The following is a 17,865-nucleotide window of genomic DNA, read 5'->3' as shown; positions in this document are numbered from 1 at the left end:
TAGGCGAGCGCTTAAGCTATGCGCGCGCATACGAAAGAAATGCCTTAAATTCGTCGAGCGACATACGCTGAATATATACCTGTCCAATTTCTTGGGGGATAACAACATTTATCGAATTACCATGGCGTTTTTTATCGTGTGTTGCATAGTGGTAGAGAACATCTGTTTCTATATTGGTAGTAGTTGGGAGTTGATAGGTACGTACAAGGTTAATAATTTCGTTCATTGTTTGCGCGCTACACAGATTTTCGTGATAGGCGGCGCGTGCGATACAGCACATACCTGCTGCAACGCATGATCCGTGCCCTTGTTCAAAGTTCATAGCTGCCTCAATGGCATGACCTATGGTGTGTCCAAAATTAAGAATCTGTCTTAAACCGCCTTCAGTTTCGTCTTTACTTACAACAGAACTTTTTATTTCGATACAGCGTTTAATAATTTCACCAAGTTGGTGTAGGTCTTGAGACGTTCCTTGAGTGCGCTCTTTGTCGTAGAGTTTCACCTGATTATGAGTAGCTAAGAGATGCCACAGGTTTTTGTCGGCAATAACTGCATATTTAAGAATTTCACCCCATGAATCACAAAAAAGCTTTTGATCAAGGGTAGTAAGAACAGACGTATCTACAAAAACGCCAACAGGTTGTGTAAAGGTGCCTGCAAGATTTTTGCCAGCTTTAAGATCAATAGCGGTTTTTCCTCCTATCGAAGAATCAACCATTGATAGCAGCGAGGTTGGCACATGGATGAGCTTAATTCCTCGTAGGTAAACAGCAGATGCCAATCCTGCAATATCACCTACAACACCTCCGCCCAACGCAAGAATTGCATCGTCGCGCGTAAGTTCGCCTGCTGCAAGCTCTTCTAAGATAAACGAGAGTGTCTGAATATTTTTATGTGCTTCACCATGAGGAATTACTATATGAGATACGCGATAACCTGCGTTTGTAAGCGACTGCGTAATACAAGATCCATACAGAGGATATACATGATCGTCACTCACGATGCAAATTTTGGTAGCTTTCATAAGAGGCACGAGATAGTTTCCTATGGAATCGTAAAAAGCTGAGCCAACATACACCTTATACGAGTGCGAAGGTGTTGATACCGGTACAGTGGTAAGGTTATTCATGATTGTTCTGCCTTCTTCTTTAAAGCATCGCCTTCCGCGAGCAAACGATGAAGCATGTGTTCATCTGCGGTGTCTAAGGCGTCTTTGTATTCTTGTAGATGAGAGATCATAAGGCTTATCTCGTGTGAAAGATTATCTTTATTAGCCAAAAAGAGCTCGGTCCACATATCGGCATTAAGCCTTGCCACACGGGTGAGGTCTTTATATGAACCAGCAGAAAATCCTTTGTGAGCTTGTGCGGCAGGACTTTTAACATAAGCATTAGAAACAACGTGAGCAAGTTGAGAAGTGTATGCAATTTGCTGGTCGTGAAATTGAGCATTTGTGCAGCGATAACTTCCAAACTTACACGAAGCTAGGAGCTTTTGTAGGCGCCAGCACAACTGTTCTTGTTGCCCAGAGGTGTACGAATCGGGGAAAACTACCACCATGGGAGCATGGTGGAACATGTTTGCGCGCGCATGCGCAAAGCCTGAATATTGCGTTCCTGCCATGGGATGACAACCAATAAATTCCCATGGATAATCGTGCGCGAGTGCAAAACAGCGCTTGCAGGTAGTTCTTTTTACACCGCCCGTATCAATGACAAGAGCATCTGGCGAAATTTGGGATGCGTGTTGCTCAAGCCATGTTTCATTTGCATGAGGATAAGCTGCCAAAATGATAAGTTCGCACTTAGATATGTTTTCATTATCAAGCGCAAGCGCGTGACAATCCGCACATGCCTGCTTCATAACTTCTTGGTTTCTATTAAAGAGATAGAGTTTTTGCGCGTCCTGGCAAAGTGCTTTTGCAAACGATCCACCAATAAGACCAAGTCCTACAATTCCTACGGCACCAGGAATAAATGACGTTGTATGCTCACAGGTAGACGGCTTGTCTTGTGGGGATTTTTCTGCGCGTGTTGGGGTGTGAGTGACAAAGGTAGAAGAACTTGTTTGTTGTGGATTTAAACGCGCCACCTATATCACCTCAAAAAATGGTGACTCCAGCGGGGTTCGAACCCGCGACCTTTCGCTCCGGAGGCGAACGCTCTAATCCACTGAGCTATGGAGCCGCGTTGTTGTACATAGACGTATTTGCATGACACTATGGTACCTGATTATACGTACTTTGTTAGTAATTTATTTATTTTTCTTAAATGTCACGATATTAGTGCAAACTTATGAAATATTATCAAGTTGTTTTTGTATAGGTGTATAAGGAGCGTGCATGAGTGTTAAATCTTCATCTACGATAGCCGATGAAACACCCAATCCAGGGCTTAGTGCAGCCGAGGTTGCACAAAGAGTATCTCAAGGTTTAAGCAACGTTAATGCCGATGTCAAAACACTTTCAATTCCTCAGATTTTTGCAAAGCACGCATTGACACTTTTCAATGTAGTCAATTTATTTCTTGCGTTCTTGGTGCTTACTACCTATGAATTTAGAAACATTCTTTTTATGGTTATCGTTGCGCTTAACTTAGGGATAGGCGTGTTTCAAGAGATTCGTGCCAAACTTTTAGTTGATAAACTTTCTATTCTTACCACCAAGCTCGTGCGCGTACGCCGCGAAGGGCGCGTTATAGAAGTTGGTATTCAAGATATCGTTCGCGATGATCTGGTGCTTTTGTCGCGTGGCGATCAAGTTCCTGCCGATGGAGTGGTTGTCGAGGGCTATGCATCTATGGACGAAAGCCTGCTTACAGGAGAGAGCAACCCCATTGAGAAAAAGCCAGGTAGCACCATTCTTTCTGGTTCATTTGTTGACTCAGGAAGCATTGTTTTACGTCTTACCAAGGTTGGCCTTTCCTCCTATGCTGCACGCATAAATTCCGAGGCAAAATATCTTAAACCCGTTCGCTCCGAAATACTTGATACCGTGCGTATGATTATTCGCTTTTCAACCTGTATTCTGATTCCTTTAGGAATTTGTTTGTTTGTGCGCATTTACTTTTTTAGTGGCAGGTCCTACGACGACGCAATTTTACAGTCTGTTGCAGCTACGGTAGGTATGATTCCGCAAGGTTTGGTTTTGCTCACCTCAACCATTTTTGCCATTGCAACTACCAAGTTGGCGCGCAAACAGGTTTTAGTCCAGCAAAGCTATTGTGTAGAAACACTTGCGCGAACAGATGTTGTTTGTTTGGATAAAACTGGTACGATTACTACAGGTTCTATGGAGTTAGCTCATATGTGTGACGCTAGCGGAAATGATTCTAGCTCTGCTTGCGCCGAGCTTACACAGGCTTTGGCAACTATCGTATATGCTGGTAAAGATTCTTCTAACGAAACAGCACGCGCGCTCATGCATGCAATTTCTCAGCAAAACGTTAAACCTGCTGAAATTTCGCGCGTTATTGCGTTTTCCTCGCGTACTAAATTTTCGGGTTGCGTAACTGCTGCAGGTGAAGCTCTTGTTATGGGAGCTGCTCAATTTGTTCTGCGCGATGAATATCACAAATATCAGCATGTGCTTAATACGTTTGCGCCCACGCATCGCGTGTTGGTTGTTGGTCGTGCACCGGGTTTTGACAAACAAGGGGCGCTCATAGGAACTGGTGCGGATATTGTTGTACTTGGTTTTGTAACAATTCGCGAAGAAATTCGTCCAAGTGCAGCTGCAACAATTGCTTATTTTGCACGCGAAGGTGTGGATGTGCGCGTTATCTCTGGCGATGACCCAAAAACCGTTTCTCATATTGCGGGAGAAGTTGGGGTAGCTGCTGCTCAAGATTATGTTGATTGCACGAGTCTTTCGCGCGATGAGGATTTTTTGGCTGCTGCTGCTAAGTATCACATCTTTGGCCGCGTAACGCCTGCTGCAAAACGCAAACTTGTACGCGCCCTGCAAACGCTTGGACATTGTGTAACTATGACTGGTGACGGCGTAAACGATGTACTAGCTCTTAAAGAAGCAGATTGTTCGGTGGCAATGTCTTCGGGCTCAGCTGCGGCACGTAATGTTTCTGAGCTTGTGTTAGCTGATAATGATTTTTCGCATTTGCCTGACGTTGTGTCTGAAGGTAGACGCTCCATCAATAATTTGCAACGTTCAGCTGCACTCTTTTTAACTAAAACCGTCTATTCTGCTTTGTTAGCATTGGTTTGTTTGCTTATTCCACCATATCCGTTTATCCCCATTCAAATGTCATTGATTAACGTGGCAGCTATTGGTGTTCCTTCATTTTTATTGGCGCTTGAGGTAAACCACGAACGCGTGCGCGGCTCGTTTGTGGTCAATGTTTTTGAGAGAAGTTTGCCTGCCTCAGCTGCAATTGTTGGTGAACTTATGGTGACCATGATTTTATGTCGCGTGTTTGAGATACCTCAAGAAACCATGTCTACGCTGTGCATGATAGAGATGGCATTGGTTGGAATTGCGCTTATTTATAAAATATCGTTGCCGCTTAATAAGCTTCGTAGTGCTGTTCTTGTATTGTGTATAGCACTTGTCTTTGTAGGCTGTACGTTCTTGCATGACTTCTTGCGCATTGGTGTGTTGGGTATGTCCGAACTTGGTTTATGTGCTGGTTTGTCGGCGTGTGGCCTGGTGCTTTTTCATGTATTGTATAAAGCAACGGTTGAGCATAAAGCACTTGATGGATTTTTTAGCCTGGTAAAGCGCGCAACTTCGACAAGAACATTTGACGCGCTCAAGCGTGCCTCTAAGTAAGTGTACGCATGTATAGAGAGCCTTGCCTTTGCAGGCGTATCATCTAAGAATGAAATTACCGCATGATTTGTTTTGTTTTCTTCTTGTTTTACGCTTTAGCTAAGTAGGGTAGTATGAATATGCAAAGATTGATTAAGGAAAGAAAGGTATGCTGTGATTTGTCCTAATTGCGGAGCACATATTGCCTCATCTGCACTTCGGTGTCCTTCGTGTCGTGCCGATGTGGATTGCACACGTACACTTCCAAAACAATCTACATCGTATTGTGCCCGTTGTGGCAGTAGAGTTCCAACGGGTTTGCGCGCGTGTCCGTATTGCAATTGTCCTGTTGTGAGTGATGTGTTTACCTCAAAGGTAAATGCGCGCGCACCTCATACGCACGTTACAGATCGCGCCCTTGATATCGAGCAAGAATTATCCGAGGCCGATCTTACAACAAGTATTCCTCGAATTGGCAGCGCAATACCTTGTATGCCAACTGGTAACGGCTCAGATGATGTGCGTGACCGCTTGCCGCGTTTGCGTATTCTTATGGTTTCTTTGTGTTTTGCGGTAGTTTTTGTCAGTGGAGTTGTGCTCTATATTACCCACCCTTGGAATCCCAATATTTACGATACCAAAGCTAAAGTCGCAGCCGATACAACACATGCTGGTTTTCCGGGAACAAAAGATGAGCTTCAAAGCCAAGATAGAAGTAGTGTTGCTCAAGAAGACGTTACCCAATCTGCCGATGATGCTACCTACGATAAGTTAAAGGATGCTTACGAATCGTTAGGTAAACTTTCTACTGCGGTAGAAGATAACGAAAAGCTGTTTCGTGATAGTTATGCAACAGCTTCGAAAGACGACCTACAAAAAGGTATAGCTACCGCAAATGATATTTCGCTGAAAATTAGTAATACCGTAAAACAAATTAATGCAACAAATATAGAAAGCGGTACGTATCAACAAGACAGATCGCATCTGATCTCGCTTTCAAACTGGCTGCGCAATCATATGGACAAGCTTAAGCATGGATGGGATACAGCTTATAAGTATTATGGAAAAAAATCCTGCGCTGCGCGAGTAAACGCCGTGTTTCCTATGGGCGATCAGGCTGCTTCTGGTTCATTTAAAACGCTGTTCGACCAACACTATCAAGAATATAAACCTGTTTATCGTGAAGCTACGCAATAATTGATCTGCCGAAAATGTGAATAGCGCATCAACTTGTTAAAATTTAAGGATATAATAAGATGCATGTATGTAGTTTGTTTACATGATTAAAAGTTGACATAAGCTTTTCAAGGAAAGAATGAGGATTATATGGCTACCTATACACCAAGTTATCAGCTTCAAGGAGACGAGATTGCAGTTTTTACCACGAATAAGGGGGAGATTCGTGTAAAACTTGATGGCGAAGGTGCTCCTATTCATGTTGCAAATTTCTGCGAACTTGCAGAAAAGGGCTTTTACGACAATCTTAAGTTTCATCGTTTTGTTCCTGGCTTTGTTATTCAGGGAGGTTGTCCTTTTACAAGAAATATGACTTCCGAAGAAGTTGCCCAAGGAGCAATGGGTAAAGATGGTATGCCTGGTACAGGCGGCCCTGGTTATTGCATTAAAGAAGAGTTTACAACCAATCCTCATAACTCCCATGTAGATTGCGCACTTGCCATGGCACGCGCTCAAGATCCAAATTCTGCTGGTTCACAATTTTATTTTTGTTTAGGCGCACAACATATGCTTGATTCAGGATATACTGTCTTTGGAACAACCTTAGAAGGTAAAGATGTGATTTCTGCTCTTCGTCAAGGCGATGTGATAGAACATATCGTAATTAAGCATGAAAGAGTTTAATGTGAGAGGTGAGGTGAGGAGATATCGTGAATTATCAGGCATTCGAACAAGCTAAACAAGCTTATAAACAGGGTAATTTTTCTGCAGCCATTAATTTTTTGCATCTCGCTAAAGCTGATGGTAAACCTTGCGGTGTTGTAGATCACTTACTTGGTAATTCTTATATGAAGCAAGGCTTATTTGAGCTTGCTTCCCAAAGCTATGAACTTGCTTTATCTGATGCATCCTATGGTCACGTTGGTTCACTTGCATGTAATAGAGGTAGGGCACTATTGGCTCTCAAGAAGCCATCAGAAGCTGTAAGCGTGTTGCGTATGGCGTTAAAAGACGATTCATATAAAACACCTTATAAGATTTACCTTGCACTTGGTAGTGCATATATGCAATTAAATAATCCGCGTGATGCTGGTGTTTCGTTTCGAAGTGCGGCAATTGACGAAAACAATCCGCAACCTGCCGTTGCTCTTAAACAACTTGGTCATTGCTTTATGCTTTTAACGCGCTATGTTGATGCAATTGAAGCATACCGAACGGCTTTGGATTTTTCATCCCCTGCAAGCGATCAAAATGCGGTGTATTCAGAACTTGGTCTTGCTTATGTTGCAGCAAATCGCATGAATGAAGCGGTTGATGCATTTACTAAGGCTACATCTGATGGCTCGTTTAAACTGTCTGACGATGCACAAGCTGCTTTTGAGGGTGCTCAAAAAGCAGTTGCAGCTCTGTCAGGATCAACACCATCACAAACAGATGCTATGCTGGCTCAGGCTGGTTATGCTGCATCAGGTATTGATCCACTTGATCCTACTGGTAAATCGGGTACGTTTATGCCATCTCCAGAAGATACGGGCTTTTTCTCGCTTTCTGAGGCTGAACTTGTTGAGCAAGATAAAAAAGAGCAAAAAGCAAAGAGGAAACATAAGCATACGTTCCTTAAGGTATTCTTAACTTTGCTGGTTTTGGTTCTTATTCTTGCTGGCGTTGCTGGGTTTGCCTTTTATAAAGGTTATGGTTGGCCTACTCAAGAAATGGTTACCGAGCAGCTTTTTGCATCTAAAAGCCAAGGTTCGCTTAACTCTGAGCTTATCGCATCGTCACTTACTCCTAAGCAACGAGATGATTTATCTAACTTGCTTCCTGATGGTTCGTCTTCGGTAAGTGTTACTGGTATCGATCGTAGCATGAATGAATCTTTGGTATACGCAACTGCTTCACTTTCAAAAGGTGGTAAGCAAGATTATAAGATTTCGTTCGTTCGTGAAGGCCTTCAGTGGAAAGTGTACGGCGTTGAGGTTGTATACGCTGCTAAGTCTTCACCTGCTCAGACGCAAAAGACGTCCCACTAGAAGATTAAATTGGTATCAGTGTATGTTTGTTAGGATATAACATGTCTTTGCTCGATTCATTGTTTGGTCAATACGAAGGCGATCTAGCTATCGATCTTGGTACTGCAAATACTCTTGTTGCAGTACGTGGTCAAGGCATTGTACTTAACGAGCCGTCGGTTGTAGCTATTGATAAAAGCGAAGACCGCGTTTTAGCCGTTGGCGCAGATGCTAAACGTATGATTGGTAGAACGCCAGGTTCAATTGCTGCCGAGCGGCCTCTTAAAGACGGCGTTATTGCAGACTTTGACGTCACAGAAGTAATGTTGCGTTACTTTATAGAAAAGGCGCGCGGTACCAGAAGATATCCTTGGAGTCCTCGTCCAAGTGTTGTTGTATGCGTGCCATCTGGTGTTACGTCTGTCGAAAAACGTGCAGTTTTTGAAGCAACTATTTCTGCTGGTGCACGTCAGGCTTACCTTATCGAAGAGCCTATGGCTGCAGCTATCGGCGCCGATCTACCAATTGAAGATCCTACAGGGTCTATGGTGGTAGATATTGGTGGCGGTACTACCGAAGTAGCGGTTATTGCTATGGGTGGTATTGTTGTTTCGCAATCCATTCGTACCGCCGGCGACGAGTTTGACCAAACAATTCTTGAACATGTTCGTGATGCCTATAATCTCTCTATTGGTGAGCGAACAGCAGAAGATATTAAAATTAAAGTTGGTTCGGCGGCTCCTCTTGCCGAAGAACTTGATGTTGAAGTAAACGGGCGCGATGTTATGAGCGGTCTTCCTAAGACAGTTCGTATAGAAAGCGAAGAAATCCGTCGCGCGCTTGATAAGCCTTTGGATGAGGTTACCAAAACCGTTAAGGATGCACTTGACTTAACACCTCCAGATTTGGCAAGTGACCTTATGTATTATGGTGTTTTGCTTACCGGTGGCGGTGGTTTGTTGCGCGGCTTGGATCAGCGCTTACGCGATGAAACAGGCGTTCCGGTAAATGTAAGTCCTACTTCTTTGGAAAATGTTGTTAATGGTTGCGCTAAAGTTTTGGAAGCAAATGCACTTTCGGGTGGTTTTGTACAGAGCTCAAGTTAATTGGAGTGTTAAGTAATGCCTATGCATAAAAGGCGTTCAACAGTTGGACTCAAAAAACAATCTCAATCATTGAGCTTGCGCATTCTTATTTTTTGCGTAGTAAGTTCTCTTACTTTATTTGCTTTTAGCGTCCGTGAACAGGCTACAGGTCCGTTTTCAATTGCTCGTAGTGTGGTGGGAACCCTTTGTATTCCTATTCATTATGCTGGCAGTTTGGTTACCTTTCCTTTTAGAGTAGCCGCAACCGCGTTTAGTAATGCAGGCGCTTCGTCTGAAACTCTTTCTGAGCTAAAACAAGAAAATGCTACGCTATCTGCGCGTGTAAGCGAGCTCGAAGAAGCAAAGAAAACCACCGATAGGCTTCAAGATCTTCTTGCGCTTAAAAGCACCTATAATTTGCAATCATGTGCCGCACGCATTATTTCGGGCTCACACAGTTCATGGGAAAATTGCGTAACCATTGATAAGGGCAGTACTTCAGGTCTTTCTGTTGGCATGCCGGTTATGGATTCAAACGGAGCTATTGGTCAAATTATTGAATGTAATGCAACTTCATCGGTTGTTCGTTTGCTTAGCGACGAAAAATCAAGTATTCCAGCAATGATACAGTCTAGTAGAGCTCAAGGTGTTGTGCAGGGTTCTGTGGATGGAACTATCCGCTTAACTCTTATCAATTCTAATCTAAAAGCCGAGGTGGGCGATATTGTTCTTACCAGTGGTTTGGGCGGTATTTTCCCTAAGGGCGTTCCGCTTGGAAAAATTACAACGGTAGATAAGGTACCAGGATCGCTGTATTATAGCATTCACATAGCAAAACTTTCGCCTACCGAAAATCTTGAAGAGGTTCTTGTTGTTACTTCTCTTACCGAAGAACAAAAAGCCACTGATAAGGATATCTCTGAAGCCGATGCCCAAGATAGTGTTGCCAATCAGGATCTAACTTCTGTTAAATCTGATGATAGCGCGTCGTCTTCTTCTAAGGCTTCTTCTTCCAAGAGTTCTTCTTCAGCAAAATCGAGCTCATCTACATCAGATTCGAGCGCTGACTCAACCAAGAAAGAGGAATAACATGCTTGCGCCTGCTGTATCGCAGAAGAAAAATCGGATACTTCCTTTTGCGTGTATATGTTTCATACTTCAAGTTGCATTGGCACCCGATATTGTTTTAGCTGCTGGACAAATTAATTTTGCGCTTATTTTTGTGGTTATCTGTTCGCTTTCAAAACGCGATAATTCCTCGATTATATACGCTTTTGTGGCAGGTTTGCTCTTTGATTTACTCAGTAGTGAACCTGTTGGAATTATGTCATGCTTGCTCAGCATTGTGTCATATGTAACTATCACTAAAATTCATCTTAATGTTTTTGAAGATGTAGCTACTTCGTCTCTGGTATTTAGTGCACTCACGCTTGCGCTATGCCTTATTCATTTTATAGTTATGCTTGCCTGTGGCGAGGTAACATCATTTGTGACAGCTCTTATTTATCGTGTTTTGCCAGTCTTTATTTTAACCTCGTGTGCCTTTGTGCCTCTGGTATTGATTTTCCGCAAACTAAGCGGTACAACGTCTGGTCGTTCGCGCATGTCTCAGCTGCGTTCATCTCACAGTCCTTCGCTACATCTTTAGGACGCTGCGATGAATTTTATAGTAATTCTTATTATTCTCTTAACAATTTTAATTTGCACGCTTATTGCGGTATTTTTGCTTAAAGTAAAGTCTTCAAGTCGTTTTACCCTTGATATAGGCGGCGGCAGTACACCGCGGGCGTCGGGTGGTGTCGAAAACTCGCCTTCCTCACATTTTAAGCCTCGTATTATTGGAACTGGCGTTTTTGCAGGATCAGTTATTGCGGCCTTGTTTATGCGTTTGTGGAATATGCAGGTTATTTCCTCGTCTTCTTATACCGAGCAGGCCGAAAAAAACCGTACGCGTTCAATTTCAACGCATGCCGCGCGTGGTCGCATTCTCGATAGAAATGGTGCCGTTTTGGTTGGCAATCGTCCAAGTTTGGTGGTTATTGCTGAACAAAGCGTCCTCGAAGATGAAATAGAGATGCAGCTTCTTTCAACCCTTATCGGTATTCCAAAGGCTGTGCTTCGTCTTAAGATCGAAGATTCTTTGCAAGGTTTGCAGCGTGGTCGTGTTATTGCGGTTGATGTTTCTCGTCGCGTTGTTTCTTATATCAATGCGCACCCTTCGCTTTTTAGTGGTGTTTCAATTGAAGCGCGTAGTCAACGCTCGTATCCTTTAGGATCGCTCGCTGGCCAAGTGTTGGGTTATACCGGTGTTATTACGTCTGATCAGCTCAAATCATCTCAAGACTCTCAAGACGAAGGGAAAATTGTTTATGAGCCCGGAGATGTGGTCGGCCAATCGGGGATTGAAGCGTCGTATGAAAACGTATTGCAAGGCATTAAGGGTGAACAGGTAGTATTTGTTGATGCTGACGGCAATATTGTCACTCAAAGCAGCAGTGTGGATGCACAAAGTGGTTCGGATGTTGTACTCACCATTGACGCCGATATACAAAAAGCAGCAGAAGATTCGCTTGATGCAACCATTAAACGCTTACAAAGCAGCGGCAAGCGTGATTGTTGTGCTGGTTGCGCTATGGTTATGGACGTTACCAACGGAGAAATACTGGCCATGGCTTCGGCTCCTTCTTTTTCGCCTAATATGTTTGTTGGCGGTATTTCTAGCGATGATTGGGATATGCTCTCATCCAAATCTAGCCATAATCCCTTATTGAATAGAGGTATTGCAGGTCAATATCCGCCTGCTTCTACTATTAAGTCACTTTCGACACTTGCTGCGCTTAATGAAGGAATTGCTACACCGCAGTCAAGTTATATGTGTACGGGATATTGGACGGGCTTTGGCTCTGCGTTTGGACAGTACTGTTGGTTGCATACTGGACATGGTCCTATGACGCTTCAAACGGGTATTACTAATTCGTGCGACGTTGTATTTTACGAAGTTGGTAAGAGGTTTTTCTATTCATCTAATAGAGATGGTTTGCAACAAACGTTCAAAAAATGGGGTCTTGGCTCAAAATTTCATATAGATTTACCTGGTGAGCTTCAAGGTCGTATTCCAGATGAAAAATGGAAACGTGAATATTTTGCTTCCTATCCTGACGATGCAAAAGCCTGGCAGGGTGGTGATAATACAAACCTTGCTATAGGACAGGGTGATTTACTTGTTACGCCGCTCCAAATGATGTGCATCTATGCTGGCATTGCTAATCGCGGAACAATTCCTCAACCTCATCTTATGAAATCAATTAAATCAACGTCTAACTCTGGATCGATTATCGATTACAAGTGTTCTACCAGCATTTCCGTTGATGAAAATGATGAATACATGGATTTGGTACAAAGAGGTTTGTATGGTGTGATTTATGAAGAATCGCGAGCGCAAGCCTCACATTTTACCAATATGAAAGAAAAAGTTGCAGGTAAAACTGGTACTGCCGAAACGTCTCATGAGACGCCAACAGGATGGTTTATTGCTTATGCGCCTTATGATAATCCACGTTATGTTGTTGCAAGTGTTCTTGAAAACAGTGGTTATGGTAGCGAAGGCGCTATGTACGTGGTGCGTGATATATTAGGTGCTATCTATCATGAGCCTGATACCTCAACGTTGGTTGATAAGATGGGTGCACGATAAGGGATTATTATGAACAAAGAACCTAACGCAAAACAACATTACACGTTTGCACGGAGCCATCGCAAATCCCGGTTAACTTCTGCACACAAAGATACACACCGTACTTTTGCCTCATCAAAAGTGAGGTCATCTTTATCAGTCTTCTTTGCACGTCTCGCAGGATTTAAGTCTACCTATGGACACTTTGATGGACCGCTGTATCTTATGCAACTTATTCCAGCCTTGCTTATTGTTGCATTCGGTGCGCTCATCATTTATACAGCGTCACTTACCATACCAAAGGCGTCTTTTGTACGACATGTTGGTGGAATTGTATTTGGACTTGTTTTAGCAGCCGCTTTGTGGAAATATGACTATCGAGCACTTTCTCGCATGAATTCCTCACTTTTGGTGTTGGTCATTATTCTTATTTTGATGCCGCTTATTCCAGGCCTTGGAGTTCAAGCAAAAGGTTTAACGGGCTGGGTAAAGTTGCCGCTTTTGGGTTTGCGTTTTCAACCATCCGAGCCTGCTAAAATCGTTGTTATTTTGCTCATGGCATCGCTTTCGAGCGCATATAACGGCAAAATAGAATCGTTGAAAGATTATATTAAGCTTTGTGCCATTTTATGCATTCCGTTTATTTTGATTTTGCTTCAACCCGACCTTGGTACTGGTCTTATTGTTATGGTGGTTGGCGCGTCAATTATTATTTGCTCCGGCGCAAAAAAAGCCTGGGTATTGAGTACAATTGCTCTTATCGTTTTATTAGCCGCGGTTGTTATTTTTTGCTCGATGACCGAAGGTTTGCCCCATATTCTTAAACAGTATCAAATGAATCGACTTATTGTGTTTATGGATCCCACGGTTGATCCTGGTGGTTTTGGTTACAACCTTCAGCAGGCTAAAATTGCTGTTGGATCAGGAGGCATTTGGGGTAAAGGTATTGGCGGTGCTTCTCAGGCAGGAAGTGGATTTTTGCCCGAGGCACATACCGACTTTGTTTTTGCTCTGCTTGCCGAAGAATTTGGCTTTGTCGGTTCTTGTATTTTGTTGGCGCTTTTTGGCCTCATGATTTTTTCAACATTGCTGCTCGCGCAAAAAATTGATCTTCCCTTTGGTAAACTTGTACTTGTTGGTTGTGCTACGATGTGGGCGTTTCAGTTATTACAAAATGTCGGCATGTGTATTGGCATTATGCCTATTACAGGTATTCCGCTCCCATTTGTAAGTTTTGGTTCTTCTTCTATGGTGGCGCAGTTATTAAGCGTTGGTCTTGTTCAATCGGTTTGGCATCATCGACCTAAAGCTGCATAAAAGCGTGCAAGGCCTCAAGCGTTGTATATGCAAGACAGAGAAAAGTATTGCGTGTTCTAAGAGAATGGCTGTGATATGAATGACATAAATTTTTCTTCTGGGGATACACCTCATCATACGGGTGCAAAAACGCTTGTCTTTGCTTTATATACTTTGCAGCCTGCACCTTTGTTTAACCTTGTGCAATCCTATCTTGCGCCTCAAACACGTGACGTAGAGATCGTGCAGCTTTCGGATGGTGATCATCTACCAAATGATTGCAATGCTTTATTTCTTATAGGCGACGAGGAAAAATCCTCTTGCGGTCATCCTTGCGATCACAGCAACCATCAAAGCTCTTCTTTGTGCACTCATCCGCTTTTAGATCTTATCCAAGAAGCCGATGCTGCTTTGGTGCCTCTCGTAAGTATTGCTAAAAACCGCACGCCTTCTGCCATATCAAATATTTTACAAGGTAGTGCTCCTTGCGAAACGCAAGTTGTTTCATATCTTGTACAAACGTCCAATGCGTGCAGAGCTGAGCTTTCACAGTATTTTGCACGTTATCACGCTTCTTACCAGGCTCAACTAGTTCGTGCGTATCCATGGTTTAAGCAGGCTTTAGCACACGAAATTGTACATCGTCATCGGCGTAATATCACCGATATAGCATCTACTCATTCGCTGTTGCATCCTTTTTTACCAAAGATTTTGCGCTTAGGTGATATGCCGCGTATGATTGCCGAAGAGTTTAAGCTCTTGCATGAGCTTTCACGTTTATATCCAAAACCTACACAGGCTCATGATGCTTCTTATATATTTTCACAGGATGCAGTGGGGGATTGTACAAATTCTAGTACAGGTAAATCTTTGCAGTATGTATCTTCAGATGTCGACGCTGATGCTAATGCAGGCGCACATGTTGGTACCAGCGCAGTTGCCGATACCGATCATAAGATCCTCGATGTTGCAGGCCTTATCTGCTTAGGATATATAAGCCGCAGTGTTGCACGCGGCCTTACTAAGCGGCTTCCTTTGCTTTCGCCTGTCATCAAGCCTTGTATTGCTTATGGTGCAGTTACCCTTATGGGGCATGGATATGTCCTTTTACATAGTTCAGATTTTGTTAAACGTGTTGTTGACGCTCTACAGCGTAATCAGCGTACGGCATTGCATAGCACGGGAGCACAAGAAACAATTCATACAGGTAAAACCCTATCCTCACAACACAACGATCAGATCCATGGTGGTTATGTTCTTAATCGTCACTTACAAAATTTGCAAGATGACAATGTGTCCACGCCTATAAGTTGCGCATCTTCTGTGTATCCGATAATTTTTAGTTCACATATGCACAAAACAGAAGATAATAATGTGTGGTCTTCTGATAGGCATCATCAAGATAAAGAACACTATATCGAGATCAAAAGCTCTTAGATTGGCTTGCTCATAGTTTTATACTCTATTTGGGAGAGTATTGTTTTTTATTTTGTGATTATTATGAAGACAACCATACGTTTGGTAAAAAATGTGCATTCAACTGCACGTTCTTATCTTGCCATGCGGCTGTATAAAAAGTCTTCTTTCCCTTTATTGACTTTACCGCAGGTTTTAGAGTAAGATTGGGAGCTGTTGCACAGATACTGTAATGAAGGGTTAGCACATGTACGCAATCGTTACCACTGGTGGCAAGCAGTATAAGGTTGCCAAGGGCGACATTATTAGTGTTGAGAAGCTCGACGCGCAACCTGGCGACAAGGTTAAGCTTGACGTTCTTATGCTCAATGATGGTAAAAAAACCATTTGTGATGCCGCTACGTTATCAAAGAAAAAAGTTACCTGTGAGGTACTTGAGCAATACAAAGACAAAAAGGTCATTGTGTTTAAGCTCAAGAAACGTAAACGTTATCACCGCACAAAGGGACATCGTCAAAACCTTACTAAGCTTGTTGTGTCAAGCTTACCAACTACTCGTTCTGCCGCTGCTAAAAAGGCAGACAGTACCGAAGCTTAAGGCTTATGGGTTGCAAGATTAAGTTGATTGAACGTATAAGGTAGGTTAGTTATGGCACATAAAAAAGGTTTGGGTTCATCCCGTAATGGTCGTGATTCCAACGCACAGCGCCTTGGTACCAAGGTTTTTGGTGGCCAAGACATTAAAGCTGGTCAGATTATTGTTCGTCAACGTGGTACACACATTACTCCTGGTGAGAATGTTGGTCGCGGCAAAGACGATACATTGTTTGCATTAGCAGACGGTAAAGTTGAGTTTGTAAAAGGTGCAAAACATTTTGTACACGTTCGTACTGCATAGTTTTGTAATTTACAAACAAGATTTTATATAGTGATCTAACATAAACCCGTCTGATTGAGGCGGGTTATTTTGTATCTGTTTGAAGATGCCAAGGGCGTGTTCTGTAAGCATAAGCTATGGTCAGGTAAAGTTGTGAGGTGTTAAGATGCCCAACGAAAAAAGTTATGAGAAAGCATTAGAAACAAGTAATGCTATTCAGCAAGATCTTGCTGTTCATCCGCAATCATATACTATGCTTACTGGCGATAGACCAACGGGCAGGCTTCATCTGGGGCATTACTTTGGGACGCTCAAAGAGCGTGTTCGTCTGCAAAATATGGGTATTAACACCAATATTGTAATTGCCGATTACCAAGTTATTACCGATCGAGACACCACCGAGCACATTGCTGATAATGTTTATAACATGGTTATTGACTATCTTGCCTGTGGTATAGATCCAGATAAAACTATGATTTTTACGCACTCGGCTATTCCTGCTGAAAATCAGTTAATGCTTCCGTTTTTGTCGCTTCTTACCGAAGCCGAAATGGAGCGCAATCCTACCGTTAAAGCCGAACAAGAAGCCTCTGGTCATGCACTTACGGGCTTGTTGCTTACCTATCCAGTTCATCAGGCTTGCGATATTCTCTTTTGCAAGGGAAATATCGTTCCAGTTGGACGCGATCAGCTTCCACATATTGAAGCTACCAATAAAATTGCTCATCGTTTTAATGCGCGCTATGGTAATGTTTTTCCCGAGGTAAACGGCTTACTTACGTCTATGCCACTGCTTCCGGGCTTAGACGGACGCAAGATGAGCAAATCCTATGGCAATGCTATTTCTTTGTGTATGGATGAGCAGCAAACTGCAAAACTTATTAAGAAGTCAAAGACCGACTCCGAGCGTATGATTACCTTTGATCCTGAGGCTCGCCCAGGTGTTTCGGCACTGCTTACCACGGCAGGTATTTGCCTTAATCGTGATCCACAAGAAATTGCCGAAGAGATTGGTAACGCAGGCTCAGGCGCGCTTAAATCTTTAGTTATTGATGCTGTTAATTCCTACTTTGAGCCAATTCGCGCAAAGCGTCGTGAGCTTGAGCAGGATATGTCTTACATTAAAGATGTTTTACACCAAGGCAATGCGCGCGCTTGTGCCAAAGCAGAGCAGACGCTTGCAGAAGTTCGTGAGGCAATGGGTATGGTTTACTAAGGTAGAAGTAGGGTCAAAGGGTTTGTGTCCGCACAAACCTTTATGTGTACTCACCTTGGTTTGTATGTTTCTTTTGAATATAGACACATAAGGCGCGTCTTTACTTGCATGTGCGCGTGTTTTCATTTATAGTAGCTTACGCACTGTTGTTAGGGGTTGTGTTACGGTACATGTTTATACCCTAAGATGTGCTTTGTTTGATGTGGGCGTTTAGCTCAGGGGGAGAGCGCTTCCCTGACACGGAAGAGGTCAGAAGTTCAAATCTTCTAACGCCCACCATTTTCTTTTAATCCATGTATAAGGTAATAATTTAAAGTATATAACTTTGTTTATGCTTCCTAGAGGCATAAAC

Annotated in this window: 15 protein-coding genes and 2 tRNA genes; 14 read left to right on the top strand and 3 right to left on the bottom strand. The window is 43.0% G+C overall.

Annotated elements, in window-relative coordinates; translation table 11 throughout:
* Positions 1–16: 16 nt before the first annotated feature.
* The 3 genes from aroB to AC1DBT_RS00780 form a co-directional block, all read right to left on the bottom strand.
* A complete protein-coding gene (aroB, locus tag AC1DBT_RS00790; protein ID WP_480018211.1) occupies positions 17–1,129 on the bottom strand; it encodes a 3-dehydroquinate synthase in 1,113 nt (370 codons plus the stop codon).
* Positions 1,126–2,091 (bottom strand): prephenate dehydrogenase, encoded by a 966-nt coding sequence (locus AC1DBT_RS00785; protein WP_480018210.1) that lies wholly within the window; start codon positions 2,089–2,091, stop codon positions 1,126–1,128. The genes aroB and AC1DBT_RS00785 overlap by 4 nt, the downstream gene beginning before the upstream one ends.
* Positions 2,092–2,109: 18 nt before the next feature.
* Positions 2,110–2,186, bottom strand: a tRNA-Arg gene (locus tag AC1DBT_RS00780).
* Between the two features lie 155 nt (positions 2,187–2,341).
* Here AC1DBT_RS00780 and AC1DBT_RS00775 point away from each other — a divergent pair.
* The 14 genes from AC1DBT_RS00775 to AC1DBT_RS00710 all read left to right on the top strand — a co-directional run bounded on the left by AC1DBT_RS00775 (position 2,342) and on the right by AC1DBT_RS00710 (position 17,792).
* Complete coding sequence (locus AC1DBT_RS00775; protein ID WP_480018209.1) at positions 2,342–4,786, top strand: HAD-IC family P-type ATPase; 2,445 nt, start codon at positions 2,342–2,344, stop codon at positions 4,784–4,786.
* Between the two features lie 153 nt (positions 4,787–4,939).
* Positions 4,940–5,962, top strand: a complete 1,023-nt coding sequence (locus AC1DBT_RS00770) for a zinc ribbon domain-containing protein (RefSeq protein ID WP_480018208.1) — start codon at positions 4,940–4,942, stop codon at positions 5,960–5,962.
* Positions 5,963–6,091: 129 nt separating this feature from the next.
* Complete coding sequence (locus AC1DBT_RS00765) at positions 6,092–6,625, top strand: peptidylprolyl isomerase (RefSeq protein ID WP_480018207.1); 534 nt, start codon at positions 6,092–6,094, stop codon at positions 6,623–6,625.
* 26 nt (positions 6,626–6,651) lie between these two features.
* A complete protein-coding gene (locus AC1DBT_RS00760; RefSeq protein WP_480018206.1) occupies positions 6,652–7,971 on the top strand; it encodes a tetratricopeptide repeat protein in 1,320 nt (439 codons plus the stop codon).
* 41 nt (positions 7,972–8,012) lie between these two features.
* On the top strand, positions 8,013–9,056 hold the full coding sequence (gene mreB, locus AC1DBT_RS00755) for a rod shape-determining protein MreB (protein ID WP_480018205.1): 1,044 nt from the start codon (positions 8,013–8,015) through the stop codon (positions 9,054–9,056).
* Positions 9,057–9,077: 21 nt separating this feature from the next.
* Positions 9,078–10,124, top strand: coding sequence for a rod shape-determining protein MreC (gene mreC, locus AC1DBT_RS00750; RefSeq protein ID WP_480018204.1), 1,047 nt, complete (start codon positions 9,078–9,080; stop codon positions 10,122–10,124).
* A 1-nt stretch (position 10,125) separates the two neighbouring features.
* Positions 10,126–10,683 (top strand): rod shape-determining protein MreD, encoded by a 558-nt coding sequence (gene mreD / locus AC1DBT_RS00745; protein ID WP_480018203.1) that lies wholly within the window; start codon positions 10,126–10,128, stop codon positions 10,681–10,683.
* 9 nt (positions 10,684–10,692) lie between these two features.
* Positions 10,693–12,729: a penicillin-binding protein 2 gene (mrdA, locus tag AC1DBT_RS00740; protein WP_480018202.1), complete on the top strand. Its 2,037-nt coding sequence runs from the start codon at positions 10,693–10,695 to the stop codon at positions 12,727–12,729.
* 9 nt (positions 12,730–12,738) lie between these two features.
* The gene (locus AC1DBT_RS00735) at positions 12,739–14,025 is read left to right on the top strand and encodes an FtsW/RodA/SpoVE family cell cycle protein (protein ID WP_480018201.1); all 1,287 of its coding nucleotides are present in this window, start codon (positions 12,739–12,741) and stop codon (positions 14,023–14,025) included.
* A gap of 75 nt (positions 14,026–14,100) precedes the next feature.
* A complete protein-coding gene (locus AC1DBT_RS00730; protein ID WP_480018200.1) occupies positions 14,101–15,441 on the top strand; it encodes a hypothetical protein in 1,341 nt (446 codons plus the stop codon).
* Positions 15,442–15,667: 226 nt separating this feature from the next.
* On the top strand, positions 15,668–16,018 hold the full coding sequence (gene rplU / locus AC1DBT_RS00725) for a 50S ribosomal protein L21 (RefSeq protein ID WP_006303003.1): 351 nt from the start codon (positions 15,668–15,670) through the stop codon (positions 16,016–16,018).
* 51 nt (positions 16,019–16,069) lie between these two features.
* Entirely contained in the window at positions 16,070–16,318 is a 249-nt protein-coding gene (rpmA, locus tag AC1DBT_RS00720; RefSeq protein WP_006303002.1) for a 50S ribosomal protein L27, read from the top strand.
* Positions 16,319–16,463: 145 nt separating this feature from the next.
* Positions 16,464–17,513, top strand: coding sequence for a tryptophan--tRNA ligase (gene trpS, locus AC1DBT_RS00715; RefSeq protein WP_048597108.1), 1,050 nt, complete (start codon positions 16,464–16,466; stop codon positions 17,511–17,513).
* A gap of 204 nt (positions 17,514–17,717) precedes the next feature.
* Positions 17,718–17,792: transfer RNA gene (locus AC1DBT_RS00710), tRNA-Val, on the top strand.
* Positions 17,793–17,865 lie beyond the last annotated feature (73 nt).

Source organism: Fannyhessea sp. C0108B2 (assembly GCF_056583915.1).
Note: the sequence above shows the minus strand (reverse complement) of the source record. Positions and strands in the feature narration are given on the sequence as shown.

Excerpts from the sequence above, each read along its gene's own strand:
- aroB (WP_480018211.1), bottom strand. The coding sequence starts at position 1,129 with ATGAATAACCTTACCACTGTACCGGTATCAACACCTTCGCACTCGTAT.
- AC1DBT_RS00775 (WP_480018209.1), top strand. The coding sequence starts at position 2,342 with ATGAGTGTTAAATCTTCATCTACGATAGCCGATGAAACACCCAATCCA.
- AC1DBT_RS00765 (WP_480018207.1), top strand. The coding sequence starts at position 6,092 with ATGGCTACCTATACACCAAGTTATCAGCTTCAAGGAGACGAGATTGCA.
- mreB (WP_480018205.1), top strand. The coding sequence starts at position 8,013 with ATGTCTTTGCTCGATTCATTGTTTGGTCAATACGAAGGCGATCTAGCT.
- mreC (WP_480018204.1), top strand. The coding sequence starts at position 9,078 with ATGCATAAAAGGCGTTCAACAGTTGGACTCAAAAAACAATCTCAATCA.
- mreD (WP_480018203.1), top strand. The coding sequence starts at position 10,126 with ATGCTTGCGCCTGCTGTATCGCAGAAGAAAAATCGGATACTTCCTTTT.
- mrdA (WP_480018202.1), top strand. The coding sequence starts at position 10,693 with ATGAATTTTATAGTAATTCTTATTATTCTCTTAACAATTTTAATTTGC.
- AC1DBT_RS00735 (WP_480018201.1), top strand. The coding sequence starts at position 12,739 with ATGAACAAAGAACCTAACGCAAAACAACATTACACGTTTGCACGGAGC.
- AC1DBT_RS00730 (WP_480018200.1), top strand. The coding sequence starts at position 14,101 with ATGAATGACATAAATTTTTCTTCTGGGGATACACCTCATCATACGGGT.
- rplU (WP_006303003.1), top strand. The coding sequence starts at position 15,668 with ATGTACGCAATCGTTACCACTGGTGGCAAGCAGTATAAGGTTGCCAAG.
- rpmA (WP_006303002.1), top strand. The coding sequence starts at position 16,070 with ATGGCACATAAAAAAGGTTTGGGTTCATCCCGTAATGGTCGTGATTCC.
- trpS (WP_048597108.1), top strand. The coding sequence starts at position 16,464 with ATGCCCAACGAAAAAAGTTATGAGAAAGCATTAGAAACAAGTAATGCT.